The following is a 19,626-nucleotide window of genomic DNA, read 5'->3' as shown; positions in this document are numbered from 1 at the left end:
GTTGCGTAGATAGACTCACTCGTCAAGGGTGAGAACGCTCATGGTGAGGCAAGGGTTCAGCGGTTGAAGCGGTCCCGGATGTCCGGCCGTTCGGCGAGCCGTGCCGGGTAGCCGGGGCCCAGGCGTGCGTGTGTGTCCGCGGCCGACATCGGCTCCTTGCAGTGGCCGCAGACCACCTCGGCCGTGGCCTCGTGCCCGCAGCGGTCGTGCTCGAAGACGACCGGCGGCCCCTCGTCGCCGCTCAGCCAGCGGTTGCCCCAGCTGTTCATCACGGCGAGCACTCCGAAGAAGTCGCGGCCCTTCTCGGTGAGCACGTAGTCGTAGCGCACCGGCTCGCTCTGGTACGCGCGTTTCTCCATGAGGCCCTCGTCGACCAGGCGGCGCAGCCGGTCGGTCAGGGTGTTGCGCGCGATGCCCAGCTCCTGCTGGAAGGTGTCGAAACGCTTGATCCCGTAGAACGCCTCGCGCAGCACGAGCGGGGTCCACCAGTCACCCAGCAGGTCCATGGTGCGGGCGATGGAGCAGGGCCAGTCGGCAAAGGAGGTCCGCCTCATGCCGCAAGGATACGAGAAGAGGCCGTGGAGCCCGGTGGGTCTCGGCACTGGACTCAGCAGTCCGCGGCGGGTCGGCACCGGTCACGTGACGTTCGACGCAAACGCGGCGGCCCCGTTGTGGAGCGGACCGGGGGCTGATCAAGTGGCAGCAGCGGTCGTACCCGAACACGCGCCACCACCCGACGACACCCGACCGCGATCACGCCGCACGCGCCAAGCCGGAGGCTCCGTTGCTCTTCACCTCAGTGGACGATGTCGCCGAGCGGCTCGCCGAGACGGGCTATCTGGCCTCGACGGCCGTCGCCACCACCGTCTTCCTGGCCGACCGCCTGGGCAAGCCGCTGCTCGTGGAGGGTCCCGCGGGCGTCGGCAAGACCGAGCTGGCCAAGGCCGTGGCCGAGGTCGCGGACGCGCGTCTGGTCCGGCTCCAGTGCTACGAGGGCGTGGACGAGTCCCGCGCGCTCTACGAGTGGAACCACGCCAAGCAGCTCCTGCGCATCACCGCGGGCCGCGACGAGTCGTGGGACGAGACGCGCACGGACATCTTCAGCGAGGAGTTCCTGCTCCCTCGCCCGCTGCTCACCGCCATCCGCGGCGACGAGCCGAAGGTGCTCCTGATCGACGAGACCGACAAGGCGGACGTCGAAGTCGAGGGCCTGCTCCTCGAGGTCCTCAGCGATTTCCAGGTCACGGTCCCCGAGCTCGGCACCATCACCGCCACCCGGCGCCCCTTCACCGTTCTCACCTCCAACGCGAGCCGTGAGCTCTCCGAGGCGCTGCGCCGCCGCTGCCTCTTCCTCCACATCGGCTTCCCCGAGGAGGAGTTGGAGCGCCGCATCGTCCGCCTGAAGGTCCCCGGACTCGACGAAGCCCTCGCGCGGTCCGTCGTGCGGGTGGTGGGTGCGCTGCGGGCGATGGACCTTCGCAAGGTGCCGTCGGTCGCCGAGACCATCGACTGGGCCCGTACGCTCCTCGCCCTCGGCGCCGACTCCCTCGACGAGGACGTCGTACGCGACAGTCTCGGCGTCGTGCTCAAGCACCAGGACGACGTGCTGAAGGCGGCGGCCAAACTGGACCTGGACACCGTGTGACCGGGCCGGCCACCGGGGTTCCGGAGCGGCTCACCGCGCTCGTGCAGGCGCTGCGCTCGCACGGCATCCGGATCGGCACGGGCGAGACGGTGGACGCCGGCCAGGCCATCGAGGCGCTCGGCCTCACCGAGCGGGAGCGGCTACGGGAGGGGCTCGCCGCCGCGCTGCTGCACGGCGAGGGGCAGCGGCCCGTCTTCGATCCGGTCTTCGACCTGTACTTTCCGCGCGGGATCGGCGCACCGGACACCCCGGACGGCTCCGGCACAGGCCAGCCCTTCGACAGGGACGACCTGCGTGAGCGCCTGGCCGCCGCGCTCGCCGCCAACGACCAAGCGCAGCTTAACCAGTTGGCGGCCGAGGCGGTGGAGGGCATGGGCGGATACGGGACGCGTCCCGGGTCCGGAGGTACAGGAGGCTCGGACGGCTGGTCGTCACACCAGACGCTCTCCCGGCTGCGCCCGGAGACCCTGCTGGCCCGCGTCCTGGCAGGAATCCGCAGGAGCGCGGCCGAAGGAGACCCTGACGACGGCGAGTTCACGGACGACGACTTCACGGACCGGCTCACCGCCGACGAGATCCGCCGCCGCATCGAGGGCTTCCGCACGCTCGTGGGCAACGAAGCGCGCCGCCGGGTCGCCGAGCGGCGCGGTGCGGACGTGATCGCCCGGCGGGCCATCGCCCCGACCGCCGACCGGGTGGACTTCCTCATCGCGGGCCGCGCGCAGCTCGACGAACTCCGCAGGACGGTCCAGCCGCTGGCCCGCAAACTCGCGACGCGCCTCGCCGCCCGCCGCCGCCGCGCTGCCCGCGGCCACATCGACCTGCGCAGAACGCTGCGCGGCTCGCTGTCCACGGGCGGCATCCCGATGCGCCCGGTCCTGCGAAGGCGCCGCCCCGCGCGCCCCGAACTGGTGCTCCTGTGCGACGTGTCGGGCTCGGTGTCGGGCTTCGCCAACTTCACGATGCTGCTCGTCCAGGCGTTGCACGACCAGTTCAGCAAGGTGCGGGTCTTCGCCTTCGTCAACCGCGTCGACGAGGTCACGGACCTCATCGCCCGCGGCACCGCCGACACCGAGGGCCTGAGCGGCCGCATCATCTCGGGCGCGGCGGTCACCGGCCACCACGGCAGCAGCGACTACGGCTCCGCCCTGGGTGAGTTCGCCGAGCGCTGTTTCGAAGCGGTCACCTCGCGCTCCACGGTCTTCGTGCTCGGAGACGCCCGCACGAACATGAGCGACCCGAACGTCCCCGCCCTGCGCACCATCGCCTCCCGCGCCCGCAAGGTGTACTGGCTCAACCCGGAGCGCCGCGCCCAGTGGCAGACGGGCGACTCGGTGGCGGGGACGTACGCCGAGTTCGTGGAGATGTACGAGTGCCGCAACGCACGGCAGCTCAGCGCGCTGATCGGGCGGTTGTTGCCGGTCTGAACGGGAGCGCTGCGATCCGTAAGCTGGCCGGGCGGGATGTTCGGTGGCAGTGGCGCCGGCAGTGGCAGGGCGAGGAGGACGCGTGACAGGCGACGGGCGCGATGGGGCCGATGGGCTCGATGGGCTCGATGGGCTCAAGGAGGAGATCCGGGCTCGGATCGGCGAGGTGCGGGGTGAGCTCGTCGGGCTCAGTCGGCGGATTCACGCCCATCCGGAGATCGCCTTCGAGGAGCGGCGGGCGGCCGGGTGGTGCGCGGACGTGCTGCGCGGGCACGGCTTCGCGGTGACCGCTCCGGCGTACGGGCTGGAGACCGCCTTCGAGGCGACCATCGGGACCGGGCCCGTGACCGTCGCGCTTGCCTGTGAGTACGACGCGCTGCCCGGCATGGGGCATGCCTGCGGGCACAATCTGATCGCGGCGGCGGGCGTGGGGGCCGCCCTTGGGCTCGCCTCGGCCGTCGACCGACTCGGGCTCACCGTCCGCGTGCTGGGGACGCCCGCGGAGGAGAGCGGGGCCGGGAAGGCGCTGATGCTCGATGCCGGGGCCTTTGAGGGGGTCGACGCGGCGATGATGGTTCACCCGTGCCCGTTCGAGGTGGCCGACTTCCACTCGTATGCGATGGGGGCGCTCTCGGTCGAGTACACGGGAAAGTCCGCGCACGCCGCACTCAACCCGCAGGACGGGAGGAACGCGGCCGACGCGCTGACCGTGGCGCAAGTGGCCCTGGGGCTGCTCCGGCAGCAGCTGCCCGGGGAGTGGAAGGTGCACGGGATCACCACCGGGGCCGGGACCGCGCTCAACGCGATCCCCGAGCGGGCGAGTGCCGCCTACGCGCTGCGGACGCCGTCGGTGGAGGAGCTGCGCGAGCTGCGGGAGCGGGTGGCCGACTGTTTCCGGGCGGGGGCGCTGGCGGCCGGGTGCGCGGTGGAGCTGGAGCAGCCCGCGCCCGACTACCTCGACTTCCGGTCCGACGCCGGTCTCGTCGCCCTGTGGGAGGCGAACGCGCGCGCCCTCGGGCGGCCTGAACCGCAGCGGCGCGGCCCCTTCGCGTCCACGGACATGGGCAACGTCTCGCACGTCGTCCCGTCCATCCACCCCGTGCTCGACATCAGCGGGGGCGGCTGCGGCCCACATCAGCCGGAGTTCGCCGCCGCGGCCGCCACGCCGGTCGCCGAACAAGCCATGATCGACGGGGCCGTGGGGCTCGCGTGGACGGCCGCGGACTTCGCGGTCAGCCGGGCCTAGCGGCGTTCGCGGGCGGTGACGCCTGCTCGGGCTGCCTCGCGGGCGTCCCGACGAACGCTCCCCGGACACCAGCCGACCGCTGCGGGCGGGGGCGCGGCCGGACGCCGAAGCGTACGCGGCGCCCCATTCGGGCTCGCTCACCGGCGCCCCTCGGACGCCTCTCCCAACCCCTTCACGGACGCCGGTCAGCCGTGCTCAGCGGCCTTCGCTGACGTCGAGCACGGGGTGGAGACCGCGCCAGGGGCCTGCTCTTCCGGCGCCCCCTGGGGCGCCTTCGCGGACGCAGGTCAGCCGCGCTCGACCGCCTGCGCGGGCGGTCGCAACACCGGCGCCACGCCCCCGCTCAGACGTCTGACCCGACCTTCTCGCCAACGCCCCCAAACGCCTCCCCCAACCCCTCCGCGGACGCCGGTCAGCCGGACTCAGCCGGACTCAGCCGCCTTCGCGGAAGCCGTGGTCGAGGCCGCTTCAGGGGCCTGCTCTTCCGGCGCCCCCTGGGGCGCCTTCGCGGTCATCGTCGGTACCACCACCGGGGAGCCGTCGCCCGGCGCCTGGAGGATGTCCGCGTCGATCCCGTACAGCTCCTTGACCAGCTCGGCGGTCACCACCTCGCGGGCCGGGCCGTTCGCGACGACCTTGCCCGCGTTCATGGCGATGACGGTGTCGGCGTAACGGGCGGCGCTCGCCAGGTCGTGCAGGACCATGACGACGGTGCGGCCCGCGGCGGCCACCTCCCGTACCAGGGAGAGGACTTCGACGGCGTGCCCGAGGTCGAGCGCGCTCGTCGGCTCGTCCAGGAGAACGATCGGTGTCTGTTGCGCGAGGACCATCGCCAGCCAGCAGCGCTGGCGCTGGCCGCCGGAGAGGTGGTCGAGGCGGCGCCCGGCTAGGTCCGTGGTGCCGGTGGCTTCGAGGGCCTCGCGTACGGCGGCCTCGTCCTCGCGCGACCACTGGCGGAACAAACCCTGGTGGGGGTGACGGCCGTAGCGCACGAGTCCGGCGACGGTGACCGCCTCGGGGGCCTGCGGGGACTGTGCGAGCAGCGCGATGCGGTGCGCCGCGCGGCGCTGGGTCAGCCGCCACACGTCCTCGTCACCGGCGCGGACCGTGCCCGAACTCGGCTTGTGCAGCCGGGAGATGGAACGAAGCAGCGTCGACTTGCCGCAGCCGTTGGGGCCGACGATGGCGGCGACCTGTCCGCTGGGGATGGTGAGGTCGATGCCGTCCACGGCGGCCGTGTGGCCGGGGTAGCCGGAGGTGAGCGCCTCGACGGTCAGTTGCACGGGGTCAGGCCTTTCCGGTCTGCTGCCCTGAATTCTTGCCGAAGAGGACCCAGAGGAGGAAGGGTCCGCCGAGGACGCTGGTGATGACGCCGACCGGGATCTCCACGGGGGCGACGACACGGCCGAGCGCGTCGGCGGCGCCCACGAGGGCCGCGCCGACCAGGGCCGAGCCGATGATCGGGACCCGGGTCGGTCCGCCGAGCCGGGAGGCGACGACGGGTGCGGCGAGCGCGACGAACGCGATCGGGCCGCCGATGCCCACGGCCACGCCGGACAGGGCGACGGCGAGCGCGAGGGTCACGGCGCGGACGCGGCGGACGTTGACGCCGAGGGTGGCCGCCATGTCGTCGTCGAAGCGCAGGAGTTGGAGGCGGCTGCCGGCGACGAGCGACAGCGGAACGAGGATGAGCAAGATCAACGACAGGGGTGTGCCGACGCTCCAGTCACGGCCGCTGAGCGAGCCGACGGTCCAGAGGAAGACGCCGCCCGCGGTGTTGTCGTTCTCGCGGGACATGACGAGGTCGGTGACGGCGCCGATGACCGTGGAGACGCCGATGCCGACGACGAGGATGCGGTATCCGCCGCTGCCCGCGCCGCCCGCGCAGGCGACGACGACCATGGCCGCCGCGGCGGCACCGATGGGCCCGAGCCACCAGTCCCCGATCATGCCGGTGGACGAGCCGACGACCGAGGCGACGACGGCCGCGGTGGCGCCTTCGTTCACGCCGATGATGTCGGGGGTGGCGAGGCGGTTTCCGGCGAGCGTCTGCGTCAGGCACCCCGCGATGCCGAGCGCCGCGCCGACCATGAGCCCCACGGCGATCCGCGGGAGCCGGAAGTCCTGCACCAGCATGACGGTGGCGAAGTCGCCGGTTCCGAGCAGCCCGGAGAGGCTCTCGGAGAAGCTCATCCCGGTGGAGCTCGCGAAGGTGGCGAGCGAGACGACCACCGCGATCACCAGCGTGAGACCGACGGCGGCGAGCGCGCTGCGGTAGGGGAAGAGCCAGGAGAAGGTCCCGACGCGTACCGCGGTGGAGTCGGGCGGGGTGACGTCGGCCTGCTGCTTCCGCGCGGGTTCCGGAGTCTCGGCCTCCGGCATCTCTCGCGTACTCACGCGGCCACCCCCGCCGTCGACATCCGCTGCGAGCGGGCGATCCAGATCAGCAACGGGCCGCCGATGAAGGCGAGCAGCACGCTGACCGGGGTCTCCCAGGGGCGGATCACGACCCTGGCGAGGAGGTCCGCGGCGATCATCACGTTCGCCGCGACCAGCGCGGAGAGCACCAACTGGCCCGCCATCCGGGGGCCGGTGACCGCGCGCGCGGCGTACGGGGCGAGGAGGCCCAGGAAGGCGATGGGGCCCGCGAGGGCGACCGCCGAGCCCGCGAGGAGGGTCACGGCCGTCGCGACGATCAGCCGGATGCGCCCCGGGTGATGGCCGAGGGAGCGCGCGCTGTCGTCGCCGAGCGCGAGGGCGGAGAGCGGGCGCACGCAGGAGAAGGCGATGAGCAGCCCGACCGCGATCAGCGGGATCAGGGGGTAGGTCTCGGACGTCTTGATGCCGGCGAGGGACCCGATGGTCCAGTAGCGGTAGGTGTCGAACGTGGCCTGCTCTCCCAGGAGTACGTACGACGTCATGCCGTGGAAGGTCGCGCCGAGCGCCGATCCGGCGAGGACGAGCCGCAGCGGCGAACCCGCGGCCCTGCCGGACGCGGCGAGCAGCAGGACCACGGCGCTGGCGGCCATGCCGCCGACCAGGGCCCACACCAACACGCCGTAGGCGGAGGTCACTTCGAAGTAGGTGAGACCGATCACCACACCGAGTGCCGCACCGGAGTTGACCCCGAGGAGGCCCGTCTCGGCGAGCGGATTGCGCGTGACGGCCTGCAGGAGGCAGCCGGCGGCGCCGAGGGCGACGCCGACCAGGACGCCGGCGAGCGTACGCGGGAGGCGTACGTCCATGACGGCGAGCCGTATCTGGGCGTCGGCCCGCGCGGAGGGGTCCCCGGTGAGGAAGTCCCAGGCGCGGCCCATCGGGGTCGACCCGGACCCGATCAGGAGCGAGAGCAGGCCGAGCGACAGGAGCAGGACAACAAGGGCGGCAGCCGCCCACAGCGTGGGGCGATGCATCTTCGCCAAGTCCGGTATCGGAGGTCTGGATCCGGACGTTGGGACCGGCCCCCCTTGCGCAACCAACATGAAGTTAGCCTAACCTAACCTTGACCTGGAGCCCCGAGTCGGGGTGGCGGCGAACTCCCTGTTCCTTCAGGGGTACTTCGCCATGCCCCGACACGGCCAGGAATAACCCTTATGTCCGGACTGACCGCCGGGCAACTGAAGCATGGAGATCACGGACATGTCCTCGAACCACTCCCCGCGTACCCGGCTGACCGCGGTTGCGGCCCTCACTCTGGCCTCCGCGCTCACCCTTTCCGCCTGCGGTTCGGACTCGTCCGACGACTCCGGCTCCAGCAGCAAGGCCAAAAACGCCACGAAGGTGAGCGTCACCGACGCCTCGGGTGCGGAGGTAAAGGTTCCGGCCAATCCCAAGAAGGTCATCGCGCTGAGCGAGATGGACCTGGACTCCGCCCTCGCCCTGAAGGTCAAGCCCGTCGGTCTCTCCGCGGGCAGAGGCCAGAAGGGCGCCCCCGAGTACCTGGCCGACCAGGCCAAGGGCATCCCGGTGGTGGGCGCGGTCACCGGACCCGACATCGAGAAGGTCCTCCAGGCCAAGCCGGACGTCATCCTGGCGGGCCAGCTCGCCGACCAGCAGGTGCTCAAGCAGCTGAAGGCGATAGCCCCGACGGTCGTCACGATCGACAGGACCAAGGACTGGAAGAAGTCCCTGGAGCTCACCGGCAAGGTGCTCGGCAAGTCGAACGAGGCGAGCGCGTTCCTCGAGGACTACGACACCAAGGCCGCCGCCGTGCAGAAGAACCTCGGCGACAACGCGGGCGCGAGCGTCTCCGTGGCGCGCTACTCCGCCAAGGGCACCGCCGTCATGCAGCAGGGCGTGTTCATCTCCGACGTCCTGAAGGACCTCGGCTTCAAGCGGCCCGGCATCCAGAACAAGAAGGGCGAGGGCCACTCGACGCCGCTCAGCGACGAGGACCTCAAGCAGATCGACGCCGACTGGCTGTTCATCGGCACCCTCGCCTCGGCCGGTCCGGACGCCGACCTCTTCAAGGAGCTGAAGGGCAAGGCCGCGTACAAGCAGCTCGACGCGGTCAAGAAGAACCACACGACCGAGATCGACGGCTCGAAGTGGACCAGCCTCGGTGGCGCGCAGGCCGCCGTCTCCGTCCTTGAGGACGTCGAGAAGGCGATGGGCAAGTGACTTCCGGCATAACCGACCCTGAGCTCGCGGGCCGGGTGGCTCTGGTCACCGGCGCGGGCCGGGGCATCGGTCGGGCAGTGGCCCGCGCGCTCGCCGAGCGCGGCGCGCGGGTCGTCGCCGCCGACCGGTCACCCGACGTCAAGGAGCAGGACGCCGAGGAGCAGGACGTCGAAGAGCGGCCGGCGGGCGGCGGCCGCGTCACCGGCATGGTCCTCGACGTCACCGACGCGGCTGCCGTGGACGCCGCGTTCGAGGAAGTCGAGCGCACCGTCGGGCCGTTGGACATCCTCGTGAACGTGGCGGGCATCCTGCGGCCCGCCCCGGTCGTCGAACTCACCGACACCGACTGGGCCGAGACCTTCGCCGTCAACACGAACGGCGTCTTCCACACCTCGCGCGCCGCGGCCCGCCGCATGACCGCGCGGGGCAAGGGCTCCATCGTGACGGTCGGCTCGAACGCCGCCGGGGTGCCCCGCACCCAGATGGCCGCGTACGCCGCGTCCAAGGCCGCCGCCACGATGTTCACCAAATGCCTCGGTCTGGAGGTCGCCCGCGACGGCGTGCGCTGCAACGTCGTGTCGCCGGGCTCCACCCACACCGACATGCAGCGGCAGTTGTGGACCGGCGACCACGAGCTGGCCGAGGCCCGGGTCATCGACGGCGACCCCGCCTCGTACCGGGTCGGCATTCCGCTCGGCCGGATCGCCGACCCCTCCGACATCGCCGAAGCGGTCGCCTTCCTGGTCTCCGACCGGGCCAGGCACATCACCCTGCACGACCTGTACGTGGACGGCGGCGCCACCCTGCGCGCCTGAAAGCCGCGCCGCCCTCCCCTACTTGACGAGGAGTCATCCGTGACACCCCCCAATGACGTGGTCGCTCCCGCCGCCCCCACCACCCCCGGGGCCGTCGGCGCGGCGACCGCGCTGCTCGACGCCTACCGACCCGGCGACACCCGGTTCTTCGCGTCGCCCACCCGCACCCTCCTCGCCCACGGCACCGCCGCCGAAGTACCCCACGACGAGCGGCCGTTGACGGAGCGGGTCGCCGCCACCCTGGACGCGCAGCGGCGCGCCGGCAACCAGGCGCCGATCGTGGTGGGCTCCATCCCCTTCGACCCCACCGAGCCCGCCGTGCTCACGGTGCCCGAAGCGGCACGCTGGGCGCCCGCGCTGCGCACTGACCCGCTCGTGGCGCTGCCCACGCCGCCGCCCGCCACGGCCGGCGGCTGGCAGGTGCGCGAGGTTCCCTCGGGCGAGGAGTACGCCGCCTCCGTCGAGGCCGCCGTGGCCCGCATGAAGAGCGGCGAGTTCGACAAGGTCGTCCTCGCCCGCACCCTGGAGCTGTCCACGGACGGCCCGCTCGACCTGCCCGCGATGCTCCAGCGCCTGGCCCGCCGCGACCCGCGCGGCTACTCCTTCGCCGTGCCCACGGGCGCGGGCCGCACCCTCCTCGGCGCCAGCCCGGAGCTGCTCGTATCCCGGCACGGCAACCGCCTGACCGCCAACCCGCTGGCCGGTTCGACGCCCCGTTCCGCGGACCTGGCTGAGGACGTGCGCCGGGCGGCCGCGCTGCTCGAATCGGCGAAGGACCTGCACGAGCACGCCGTCGTCGTGGACGCCGTGCACAAGGCACTCGCCCCGTTCTGCACCGACCTCGACGTGCCGGAACGGCCCACCCTGGTCCGCACCGCCACCATGTGGCACCTGTCGACGACCGTCACCGGCGAACTCGCCGAACCGGCCACCTCCGCACTGGAGCTGGCCACCGCCCTGCACCCGACCCCGGCCGTGTGCGGCACCCCGACCGGGCACGCCCGTGACGTGATCGGCGAACTGGAGCCCTTCGGCCGCGGCCACTACACCGGCATGGTGGGCTGGAGCGACGCGCACGGCGACGGCGAGTGGGTCGTCACCATCCGCTGCGCGGAGTCCGAGGAGACGGCGGACGGCAGCGGACGGCTGCGGCTCTTCGCGGGCGCGGGCGTCGTGGCCGACTCCTCGCCGGAGGCCGAACGCGCCGAGACAGGCGCCAAGTTCCGTACGTTCCTCGACGCGGTGGGAGTCGACCGATGACGACGGCAGACAGCCGCAGAGACGCACCACCGATACCGGAGGTCTTCGCCGAGCGGTATCGCGCCGCCGGGTACTGGCGCGGCGAGACCTTCGGCGGCATGCTCCGTGAGCGTGCCGACGCGCACCCCGCCCGGGTCGCGATCACCGACGGGGACCGGAACTGGACGTACGGCGAACTCGACGTACGGGCGGACCAGTTGGCCGCCGGTTTCGCCGCACGCGGCATCAGCAAGGGCGACCGGGTCGTCGTCCAGCTGCCGAACGTCGCCGAGTTCTTCGAGGTGATCTTCGCGCTGTTCCGGATCGGCGCCCTTCCGGTCTTCGCGCTGCCGGCGCACCGCGAGACGGAGATCCACTACTTCTGCGAGTTCACCGAGGCCGTCGCCTACGTCATCCCGGACCGCGTCGGCGGCTTCGACCACCGTGACCTCGCCTCCAAGGTCCTTTCCGAAGTCCCCACACTGCGCGACGTGTTCGTGGTCGGTGAGCCGGGCGAGCACACCGCGCTCGCCGACGTGCCGCGCGAGCCCATCGAGATCGACGGGCCCGAACCCTCCGACCTCGCGTTCCTCCAGCTGTCGGGCGGCAGCACCGGCGTACCCAAGCTGATCCCGCGCACCCACGACGACTACATGTACTCGCTGTGGGGCTCGAACGAGCTCTGTGGGGTGACGGAGGACTCCGTCTATCTCGTGGCGCTGCCCGCGGCCCACAACTTCCCGCTCTCCTCGCCGGGTTCGCTCGGTCTGCTCTACGCGGGCGGCCGTGTCGTGATGTGCCCGCAGCCCGACCCGGACACCGCGTTCCCGCTCATCGAGCGGGAGCGGGTGACGATCACCGGTCTCGTCCCGCCGCTCGCCCTGGTGTGGACGGACGCGGGGCGCAGCACGCCGTACGACATCTCCAGCCTCGAAGTGCTGCTCGTGGGCGGCGCGAAGTTCAGCGAGTCGGCCGCGCGCCGGGTCGCCCCCGCGCTCGGCTGCACTCTCCAGCAGGTCTTCGGGATGGCGGAGGGTCTTGTCAACTACACGCGTCTGGACGACCCGGCGGAGACCATCGTCACCACTCAGGGCCGCCCGATCTCCCCGGACGACGAGATCCGCATCGTCGACGACCTCGACCAGGACGTGCCGGAAGGCCGGCCGGGCCACCTGCTGACCCGCGGCCCGTACACCATCCGCGGCTACTGGCGGGCGCCCGAGCACAACGCCCGCTCGTTCACCGCCGACGGCTTCTACCGCACCGGCGACATCGTGAGCCGCACCCCCACCGGACATCTGGTGGTGGAGGGCCGGGCGAAGGACCAGATCAACCGCGGCGGCGAGAAGATCGCGCCGGAGGAGGTCGAGAACATCATCCTCGCCCACCCGCACGTCCACGATGTGTCGGTCGTCGCCGTCCCCGACGAGTACCTGGGCGAGCGGACCCTCGCGTACGTGATCCTGCGTGCGGACGCCGAGCCGCTGAAGCCCGTCGTCATCAAGAAGTTCGTGCGGGAGCGCGGTCTCGCCGCGTACAAGGTGCCCGACCGGGTCGAGTTCGTGACCGCCTTCCCGCAGACCGGCATCGGCAAGATCAGCAAGAAGGAGCAGCGGACGACCGCCGCCGCACCAGGCAATTGACCGCTGCCGCTCCGGGCAGCTGACCCCTGCCCCGGCAGCACCCCGATGCACCCAGCTACCTTGAGTTCCCGAAAGGCCCCACCATGGCGCTCCCCGCCGTCACGCCGTACCCGATGCCCTCGCCCGAGGAGCTGCCCGACAACCGGGTCGCGTGGACCATCGACCCGCAGCGGGCGGTGCTGCTCGTCCATGACCTGCAGAACCACTTCCTGACCGCCTACACCCCCGACACCTCGCCGACCACCGAACTGCTGGCCAATGTCGGCGAGTTGGCGAAGTCGGCCCGCGCGGCCGGCATCCCCGTCCTGTACTCCGCACAGCCCGGCGGCCAGACGCCGGCCGAGCGCGGTCTGCAGCAGGACTTCTGGGGCCCCGGTCTGCCCGACGACGAGCACGCCAAGGCCATCGCGGGCCCGGTCGCGCCGGAGCCCGGCGACACCGTGCTCACGAAGTGGAAGTACAGCGCGTACGTCCGCACCGACCTCGAGGAGCGCATGCGTGCGGCGGGCCGGGACCAGATCGTCATCGTCGGCGTGTACGCGCACATCGGCGTCCTCATGACGGCCTGCGACGCCTGGATGCGGGACGTCCAGGCGTTCGTCGTCGCGGACGCGGTGGCGGACTTCTCCCGCGAGGACCACGACATGGCCCTGCGTTACGCGGCCGGCCGGTGCGCGGTCGTCACCACCACCGACGCGGTTCTGAAGGGGATCTGACATGGCGCTCAGCGTGGAACTCATACGGGCCGACGTCGCCGATGTGCTCGGCGAGGACCCGGCCGACATCCCCCTCGACGAGAACCTCGTCGACTACGGCCTCGACTCGGTGCGCATCATGTCGCTCATCGAGCGCTGGCGCCGCGAGCACGACATCACCGCCACCTTCGTGGACCTGGCCGAACAGCCGGCCATCGAGGCCTGGGCGCCGCTCCTTGGAGCCTCGGCATGAGGCTCACCGCTGCCCAGTCGGGCATGTGGTTCGCGCAGGCGCTCGACCCCGGCAGCCCGGCCCAGAACACGGCCGAGTGCCTGGAGATCCACGGCCCCATCGACCCGTCGCTGTTCGCGCGGACGCTGCGGCAGGTGGTGTCCGAGGCCGACGCCCTGCGCGTACGGATCATCGAAGGGGCCGACGGGCCGCAGCAGTTGGAGGTCGTCGACCCGACGCTGCCGCTGAAGGTGCGCGACCTGCGCGCCGCGTCCGACCCGGACGCCGAGGCGCAGGCGTGGATGCGCGAGGACCTGTCCACGCCGTTCGACCTGGCGGCCGGGCCACTGTTCGCGCACGCGCTGTTCCGCGTCGCCGACGAGCGGTGGCTCTGGTACCAGCGGGTGCACCACATCGTGATGGACGGCTTCGGCTACTCGCTGCTCGCGCGGCGCACCGCCGAGGTCTACACCGCGCTGGCCGCGGGCGAGGAGCCCGGCGAGAGCCCCTTCGGGCGGCTTGCGGACCTGGTCGCCGAGGACACCGCGTACCGCTCATCGGATGCGTTCGAAACCGACCGCCGCTTCTGGGACGGTGCCTTCGCCGACCGCCCCGACGCCCCCAACCTGGCCGGACGCACCGCGCTGCCCTCCCGCGCCTTCCACCGCCGCAGCGCCCGCCTCTCCCCCGAGGCGACCGCACGGCTGCGGGAGTCGGCGTCCTCGATGCGGGCGACGTGGCCCGAGGTGCTCGTCGCCGCGCAGGCCCTGTACGTCTCGCGGGCCACCGGATCGGCCGAGGTGGTGCTGGGCCTGCCGATGATGGGCCGCATGGGCTCGGTGGCGCTTCGCGTGCCCGGCATGGTCATGAACGTGCTGCCACTGCGGCTCACCGTGACCCCACAGGCCACCTTCGCCGAGCTGACCCGCCAGGTGGTGCTCGGCATCCGCGCCGCCCGCCGCCACCAGCGCTACCGCTACGAGGACATCCGCCGCGACCTGGGCCTCCTGGGCGAGGGCCGATCCCTGGTCGGGCCGCTGATCAACGTCATGCCGTTCGACTACGGCCTTACCTTCGCGGGCGCCCGCACCGACGCCCACAACCTGTCGGCGGGCCCGGTCGACGACCTCACGGTCAATGTCTACGACCGCGCCGACGGCAGCGGCCTGCGCATCGACTACGACGGCAATCCCGCCCTGTACGAGCCGGACGAACTCGCCGTGCACCAGGCGCGTTTCATGGAACTCCTGGAGCGCATCGCCGACGCGGGCCCGCACACCCCGCTGGCCGAGCACACCATCGCCCGCCGCATCGAACTCTCCCTGGTGGTCGACGAGTTCAACGCCACGGCGCACCCGGTGCCGCCCACCACGCTGATCGGCCCGATCGAGGGCCAGGCGGTCCGCACCCCGGACGCCACCGCCCTGGTCTTCGGTGACCAGGAGCTGACCTACGCCGAGCTGAACGCCCGCGCCAACCGGCTCGCCCACCATCTCATCGAGGCCGGCGTACGTCCGGGCGCGCTCGCGGCGGTCGCCGTGCCCCGCTCCCTGGACCTGGTGATCACTCTCCTCGCCGTGCTGAAGGCGGGCGGCGCCTATCTTCCGCTCGACCCGGACTACCCGGCGGACCGTCTCGCGTACATGCTTCAGGACGCGGGTCCGGCCTGCGTGATCGCCGACCGCGCCGACCGGGTGCCCGCGTCGGGCGTCCCGCTCGTCGCCCTGGACAGCCTGGACACGACGTCGTACGGCACGTACGACCCGCCGCGCGCGCTCACCCCGCACCACCCCGCCTACGTCATCTACACGTCCGGTTCGACCGGCCGCCCCAAGGGCGTCGTCGTGCCGCACGCGGCGATCGACAACCGCCTTCGCTGGATGCAGGCGACGTACGAACTCGGCGCAGGTGACCGGGTGTTGCAGAAGACGCCGTCCGGTTTCGACGTGTCGGTGTGGGAGTTCTTCTGGGCGCTGCGGGTGGGTGCGACACTCGTCGTCGCCGAGCCCGGCGGCCACAAGGACCCGGCGTACCTCGCGCGCGTCATCCGCGAACAGGGCATCACCGTCTGTCACTTCGTGCCGTCGATGCTCCAGGTGTTCCTGTCCGAGCCCGCCGCCGCGGACTGCACGGACCTGCGGCATGTCTTCTGCAGCGGTGAGGCGCTGCCGCGCGAGACGGTGCGGGACTTCGGGCGCGTGCTCGACGGCGTGCCGCTGCACAATCTGTACGGCCCGACCGAGGCGGCCGTCGACGTGACGTACCACCCGTGCGCCACCGGCGCGTCGGGCCCGGTGCCGATCGGCAGGCCCGTCTGGAACACGCGCCTGTACGTCCTGGACGCGGCGCTCCAGCCGTGCCCGCCCGGAATCCAGGGCGAGTTGTATCTCGCGGGGACCCAGCTGGCGAGCGAGTACCTCGGGCGGCCCGAGCTGACCGCGGCCCGTTTCGTCGCCGACCCCTTCGGCCCGCCCGGCACCCGCATGTACCGCACGGGTGACCTGGCGCGCTGGACCGAGCACGGCGAGATCGAGTACCTCGGTCGCACCGACCACCAGGTGAAGCTGCGCGGCCTGCGCATCGAACTGGGCGAGATCGAGGCCGAGTTGGCCGCCGACCCGGCAGTGGGCGCGGCCGGTGTCCTGGTCCGCGAGGACCGGCCGGGCGACCAGCGGCTCGTGGGGTACGTGACGCCCTCCGGCGCCGGAGCCGTCGCCGACCCCGACGAGCTGCGCGCCCGGCTCGCCCGTACGCTGCCGGACTACATGGTGCCTGGCGCGATCCTCGTCCTGGACGACTTCCCGCTCAGCCCGAACGGCAAGCTGGACCGGCGCGCCCTGCCCGCTCCCGCCTTCGAGGGCTCGGGCGACGGGGGCCGGGTGCCGAGCGGCCACCGCGAGGAGACGCTCACCCGGCTCTTCGCCGAGATCCTCGGCGTGCCTCAACTAAGCGTGGACGACGCCTTCTTCGATTTGGGCGGCACCTCGCTCCTCGCGGCCCGTCTGGTCGCCAGGGTCCGCGACACGCTGGGTGCCGAGCTCACCATCGGCACGCTCTTCCAGGCGCAGACCCCGGCCGCGCTCGCCGCGCTCCTGGACGCGGACCACAACGCGGCCGACCGCTCCCTTGACGTACTGCTTCCGCTGCGCGCGGGCGGCGACCGCACCCCGCTGTTCGCCTTCCACCCGGCGGGCGGCATGAGCTGGTGCTACTCGGGGCTGCTGTCGCGGCTCGACCCCGGGCAGCCGGTGTACGGCCTCCAGGCGCGCGGTCTGCACGGCTCGCCCGACGACGGTGAACTCCCCACCACCATGGAGGACATGGCGGCCGAGTACGTCGAGGCACTGCGCGCGGTACGGCCGCACGGCCCCTACCGGCTGCTCGGCTGGTCGGTCGGCGGTGTGCTCGCCCACACGGTCGCCGTACTCCTGCAAGAGGCGGGCGAGGAGGTCGAGTTGCTCGCGCTGCTCGACGCCTACCCCTCGGACCAGTGGCGCGACGCCGTGGTCCCGGAAGAGGCGGACGCACTGGCGGCCCTGCTGCGGATGGCAGGCTACGACCGCACGGACGAGATGACCCGCGAGGACGTCCTGGCGACGCTTCAGCGCGAGGGCAGTGCTCTGGCGGGCCTGCCCGACCGGACCCTGTCGGCGGTCCTCGACATCGTGGTCAACAACGCCCGCCTGATGCGCGAGCACGACCACCGTCCCTTCGACGGCGACGCCCTGTTCTTCACGGCGGCCGCACCGCGCGCCGAGGACTGGCTGACGAGGGAGGCCTGGGCGCCGTACGTCACAGGTTCGGTCATCAACCACGACGTGGACTGCCTGCACCCGGAGCTGACCCAGCCGCGCCGCCTCGACGAGGTCTGCGCCGTCCTCGCCGCCCGCCTGAAGGAGCTGGATCACGCATGACGACGACACCCGGCCCCTTCGACCCGGTCACCCCTGCCGACGCCGACACCGAGCCGACGCACCTGATCCTGGAGAACGCGCTCGGCGAGTACTCCCTGTGGCCGGTCTTCCGCGCCGCGCCCGATGGCTGGACCACGGCGTACGGACCCGAGACGTACGGCCGTTGCGTCGCCCGGCTCCAGGATCCACCCGCGTGACGGACATCCAGCTGGTCCGCCCGGCCCCGCTCGACGTGTCGCTCCTCGACGCGGAGGAGCGGCGCCGGGCGGCGGCGTTGCGGCGCCCGGCCGACCGGGAGCTGTACGCGGCGGCGCACACCGCGCTGCGGCGGCGGCTCGGCGCGTACCTCGGCATCGATCCGGCGGCGGTGGAACTGGTGCGGCTGCCGTGCCCGCTGTGCGGTGCCCCGCACGGCCGCCCCGCGGTGGCCGGCGGATCGGGACCGCACTTCTCCCTCTCCCACACGGACGGCCTGGCGCTGCTCGCCTTCGCGGACCGCCCGGTCGGCGCCGACGTGGAGAGACTCCCGTCGGCGAGCACGGTGACGGACGTGGCCGCGTCCCTGCACCCTCAAGAGCAAAGGGAGCTGGCCCAACTCCCGCCCGCCGACAGGCCCTTGGCCTTCACTCGCTGCTGGACACGCAAGGAGGCATGCCTCAAGGGAACAGGCGAGGGCCTCGCGGCCGGCGGGATGACCTCACTCCTGGCGGGCACAGGCACCACACCCCTCGAGGTCCAAGGCTGGACCATACGAGACGTGCCGGCCCCCGACGGCTACGCGGCAGCAGTCGCCACAGCAGAGTCCCCCGCCCCCATGTAGACCTAGGCGGCAGCGGTCTCCACCGCGGCCCCCGTGGACTCCGGGCCCAGCAGTCCGATCAGCCCGTCCGCGAGTTCCGTGCGCCAGCACAAGTAGTCGTGTCCGCCGTTGAACTCGCGGTACACGGCGTCCTCGTAGCCCTTCTCCCGCAGAGTGGCGCGCAGTCTGCGCATGGCGGGAAGCGCGACCCACTCCTGCTCGCCGGCCGACAGCCAGAAGCGGACGGGCAGCCTTTCGCTCTCCGCGATGCGGGCGGTCAACCACTCGGAGCGTTCGAGGTCGGGGCCGTCCGGCCACCAGAAGGACCCCGACTGCGCGAGGACCCGGCCGAACCGCTCCGGTGCGATCACTCCGGCGTACGCGGCGGTGAGGCCGCCCAGGCTCTGCCCCGCGACCACGGTCCGTGCCGGGTCGGCGGTCAGGGAGAGGTGTTCGCCGGCCCAAGGCAGCAGTTCGGTGTGGAGGAACCCGACGAACCGCTCGTTGCAGGCGAGCTCGGCCCAGCGCTGGTCGGCGCTCAGGGATTCGGGCAGCAGCGCGGCCAGGGGCGGGATGCGGCCGTCGGCGATGAGGTTGTCCAGGAGGGCCGCGACATCCAGTCCCGGCTGCCACATCTCGCCGTCCATGAGCACGAGGACGGGCAGATCGCGTCCGCCGCCCGGCGGCTCGTACAGGTGCACCCGGCGTTCGTTGCCCAGGAGTTCACTGCGCACGGTATGCGCGCTGACGGCGCCGCGCGCGACACCGTCTCGACGCTGCCAGTCGTCACCCGCCGGCGCCTGCGGCAGCTCGACGCACGAGACCGGCTCACCACCCCAACGCCTGCTGAGAGTGCGCGAGTTGAGGGGGTCGGTGCGCTGCTGCTGCCGCAGCCAGGGCCAGTATCCGGCGTCGTCGGCCCCGGGCCCGTCCCCCTCGTCCACACACAGGCTGTAGGTGGCCCGCCAGTCCGCCCGCATCCGGATCGACCAGTGCCAGATGTCCGTGCCGGGTACCCGTTCCATCAGGTTGGGGGCCATGTCACGCGGGTCGACGATCTTGTTCGGCATGACGAGGACGGCTCGGGTCGTGTCCGTGCCGCGCCACAGGAAGGTGACCACCCGGTGCTCGTCGTCACCCCGCGGATCGGGCTCGACGACCGGCGAACCACCCGCCTCCCGCACCGCGTCCCAGAAGCCGCCCCTCTCCACGGCCCGCCCGACCCACGCACTGACCGCACGCTCGACCGGCCGCGGCCGCGGGATGCGGGGCGGCCGACGGGTCGCCCCGGTGGGAGGAGCGGTGAGCGGCATGAGCAAGCCTCCTGGGGTTCACTGCGTACGCATAGCTA

17 protein-coding genes are annotated in these 19,626 nt (G+C 72.2%); 12 read left to right on the top strand and 5 right to left on the bottom strand.

The window, feature by feature from the left end; genetic code table 11:
* Nucleotides 1–56: 56 nt before the first annotated feature.
* Nucleotides 57–554, bottom strand: a complete 498-nt coding sequence (locus ACWD02_RS20475; protein WP_451212502.1) for a winged helix-turn-helix transcriptional regulator — start codon at nt 552–554, stop codon at nt 57–59.
* A 230-nt stretch (nt 555–784) separates the two neighbouring features.
* On the opposite strand from ACWD02_RS20475, the gene ACWD02_RS20470 reads away from it, so the two are divergent.
* From ACWD02_RS20470 to ACWD02_RS20460, 3 genes are all read left to right on the top strand, one after another.
* Nucleotides 785–1,645 carry an AAA family ATPase gene (locus tag ACWD02_RS20470; protein ID WP_451212500.1) on the top strand — a complete coding sequence of 287 codons (861 nt, stop codon included), beginning with the start codon at nt 785–787 and terminating at the stop codon, nt 1,643–1,645.
* Nucleotides 1,642–3,072 (top strand): vWA domain-containing protein, encoded by a 1,431-nt coding sequence (locus ACWD02_RS20465; RefSeq protein ID WP_451212497.1) that lies wholly within the window; start codon nt 1,642–1,644, stop codon nt 3,070–3,072. Before ACWD02_RS20470 ends, ACWD02_RS20465 begins: the two co-directional genes overlap by 4 nt.
* 145 nt (nt 3,073–3,217) lie before the next feature.
* A complete protein-coding gene (locus ACWD02_RS20460) occupies nt 3,218–4,318 on the top strand; it encodes a M20 family metallopeptidase (RefSeq protein WP_451213343.1) in 1,101 nt (366 codons plus the stop codon).
* Between the two features lie 422 nt (nt 4,319–4,740).
* Here ACWD02_RS20460 and ACWD02_RS20455 read toward each other — a convergent pair whose 3' ends face one another.
* The 3 genes from ACWD02_RS20455 to ACWD02_RS20445 are packed head-to-tail and all read right to left on the bottom strand — an operon-like array spanning nt 4,741 to nt 7,731.
* A complete protein-coding gene (locus tag ACWD02_RS20455) occupies nt 4,741–5,601 on the bottom strand; it encodes an ABC transporter ATP-binding protein (protein WP_451212494.1) in 861 nt (286 codons plus the stop codon).
* Between the two features lie 4 nt (nt 5,602–5,605).
* The gene (locus ACWD02_RS20450) at nt 5,606–6,700 is read right to left on the bottom strand and encodes a FecCD family ABC transporter permease (RefSeq protein WP_451213340.1); all 1,095 of its coding nucleotides are present in this window, start codon (nt 6,698–6,700) and stop codon (nt 5,606–5,608) included.
* Between the two features lie 11 nt (nt 6,701–6,711).
* On the bottom strand, nt 6,712–7,731 hold the full coding sequence (locus ACWD02_RS20445) for a FecCD family ABC transporter permease (protein ID WP_451213337.1): 1,020 nt from the start codon (nt 7,729–7,731) through the stop codon (nt 6,712–6,714).
* A 226-nt stretch (nt 7,732–7,957) separates the two neighbouring features.
* Between ACWD02_RS20445 and ACWD02_RS20440 the strand changes: the two genes are divergently transcribed.
* From ACWD02_RS20440 to ACWD02_RS20400, 9 genes are all read left to right on the top strand, one after another.
* Entirely contained in the window at nt 7,958–8,938 is a 981-nt protein-coding gene (locus tag ACWD02_RS20440) for an ABC transporter substrate-binding protein (protein WP_451212492.1), read from the top strand.
* Nucleotides 8,935–9,753, top strand: coding sequence for a 2,3-dihydro-2,3-dihydroxybenzoate dehydrogenase (locus tag ACWD02_RS20435; RefSeq protein WP_451212489.1), 819 nt, complete (start codon nt 8,935–8,937; stop codon nt 9,751–9,753). Before ACWD02_RS20440 ends, ACWD02_RS20435 begins: the two co-directional genes overlap by 4 nt.
* Nucleotides 9,754–9,792: 39 nt before the next feature.
* On the top strand, nt 9,793–11,013 hold the full coding sequence (dhbC, locus tag ACWD02_RS20430) for an isochorismate synthase DhbC (protein WP_451212486.1): 1,221 nt from the start codon (nt 9,793–9,795) through the stop codon (nt 11,011–11,013).
* Nucleotides 11,010–12,635 (top strand): (2,3-dihydroxybenzoyl)adenylate synthase, encoded by a 1,626-nt coding sequence (locus ACWD02_RS20425; RefSeq protein ID WP_451212483.1) that lies wholly within the window; start codon nt 11,010–11,012, stop codon nt 12,633–12,635. The genes dhbC and ACWD02_RS20425 overlap by 4 nt, the downstream gene beginning before the upstream one ends.
* A gap of 83 nt (nt 12,636–12,718) precedes the next feature.
* Complete coding sequence (locus ACWD02_RS20420; RefSeq protein WP_451212480.1) at nt 12,719–13,351, top strand: isochorismatase family protein; 633 nt, start codon at nt 12,719–12,721, stop codon at nt 13,349–13,351.
* Between the two features lies 1 nt (nt 13,352).
* Nucleotides 13,353–13,583: a phosphopantetheine-binding protein gene (locus ACWD02_RS20415; protein ID WP_451212477.1), complete on the top strand. Its 231-nt coding sequence runs from the start codon at nt 13,353–13,355 to the stop codon at nt 13,581–13,583.
* Nucleotides 13,580–17,476: an amino acid adenylation domain-containing protein gene (locus ACWD02_RS20410; RefSeq protein WP_451212474.1), complete on the top strand. Its 3,897-nt coding sequence runs from the start codon at nt 13,580–13,582 to the stop codon at nt 17,474–17,476. Before ACWD02_RS20415 ends, ACWD02_RS20410 begins: the two co-directional genes overlap by 4 nt.
* Nucleotides 17,473–17,673 (top strand): MbtH family NRPS accessory protein, encoded by a 201-nt coding sequence (locus ACWD02_RS20405; RefSeq protein ID WP_451212471.1) that lies wholly within the window; start codon nt 17,473–17,475, stop codon nt 17,671–17,673. The genes ACWD02_RS20410 and ACWD02_RS20405 overlap by 4 nt, the downstream gene beginning before the upstream one ends.
* Nucleotides 17,670–18,296 carry a 4'-phosphopantetheinyl transferase family protein gene (locus tag ACWD02_RS20400; protein ID WP_451212468.1) on the top strand — a complete coding sequence of 209 codons (627 nt, stop codon included), beginning with the start codon at nt 17,670–17,672 and terminating at the stop codon, nt 18,294–18,296. Before ACWD02_RS20405 ends, ACWD02_RS20400 begins: the two co-directional genes overlap by 4 nt.
* Nucleotides 18,297–18,298: 2 nt before the next feature.
* Here the strand turns inward: ACWD02_RS20400 and fes are convergent, their stop codons facing one another.
* On the bottom strand, nt 18,299–19,588 hold the full coding sequence (fes, locus tag ACWD02_RS20395; protein ID WP_451212466.1) for an enterochelin esterase: 1,290 nt from the start codon (nt 19,586–19,588) through the stop codon (nt 18,299–18,301).
* Nucleotides 19,589–19,626: the final 38 nt, after the last annotated feature.

This window comes from Streptomyces sp. NPDC002853 (genome assembly GCF_053591915.1).
This window is presented reverse-complemented; position numbering and strand designations above follow the sequence as displayed.

What these genes read in the sequence shown, in the direction of transcription:
- ACWD02_RS20450 (WP_451213340.1), bottom strand. Translation starts at nt 6,700, where the DNA reads ATGCCGGAGGCCGAGACTCCGGAACCCGCGCGGAAGCAGCAGGCCGAC.
- ACWD02_RS20420 (WP_451212480.1), top strand. Translation starts at nt 12,719, where the DNA reads ATGGCGCTCCCCGCCGTCACGCCGTACCCGATGCCCTCGCCCGAGGAG.
- ACWD02_RS20415 (WP_451212477.1), top strand. Translation starts at nt 13,353, where the DNA reads ATGGCGCTCAGCGTGGAACTCATACGGGCCGACGTCGCCGATGTGCTC.
- ACWD02_RS20445 (WP_451213337.1), bottom strand. Translation starts at nt 7,731, where the DNA reads ATGCATCGCCCCACGCTGTGGGCGGCTGCCGCCCTTGTTGTCCTGCTC.
- ACWD02_RS20425 (WP_451212483.1), top strand. Translation starts at nt 11,010, where the DNA reads ATGACGACGGCAGACAGCCGCAGAGACGCACCACCGATACCGGAGGTC.
- ACWD02_RS20440 (WP_451212492.1), top strand. Translation starts at nt 7,958, where the DNA reads ATGTCCTCGAACCACTCCCCGCGTACCCGGCTGACCGCGGTTGCGGCC.
- ACWD02_RS20475 (WP_451212502.1), bottom strand. Translation starts at nt 554, where the DNA reads ATGAGGCGGACCTCCTTTGCCGACTGGCCCTGCTCCATCGCCCGCACC.
- fes (WP_451212466.1), bottom strand. Translation starts at nt 19,588, where the DNA reads ATGCCGCTCACCGCTCCTCCCACCGGGGCGACCCGTCGGCCGCCCCGC.
- ACWD02_RS20405 (WP_451212471.1), top strand. Translation starts at nt 17,473, where the DNA reads ATGACGACGACACCCGGCCCCTTCGACCCGGTCACCCCTGCCGACGCC.
- ACWD02_RS20410 (WP_451212474.1), top strand. Translation starts at nt 13,580, where the DNA reads ATGAGGCTCACCGCTGCCCAGTCGGGCATGTGGTTCGCGCAGGCGCTC.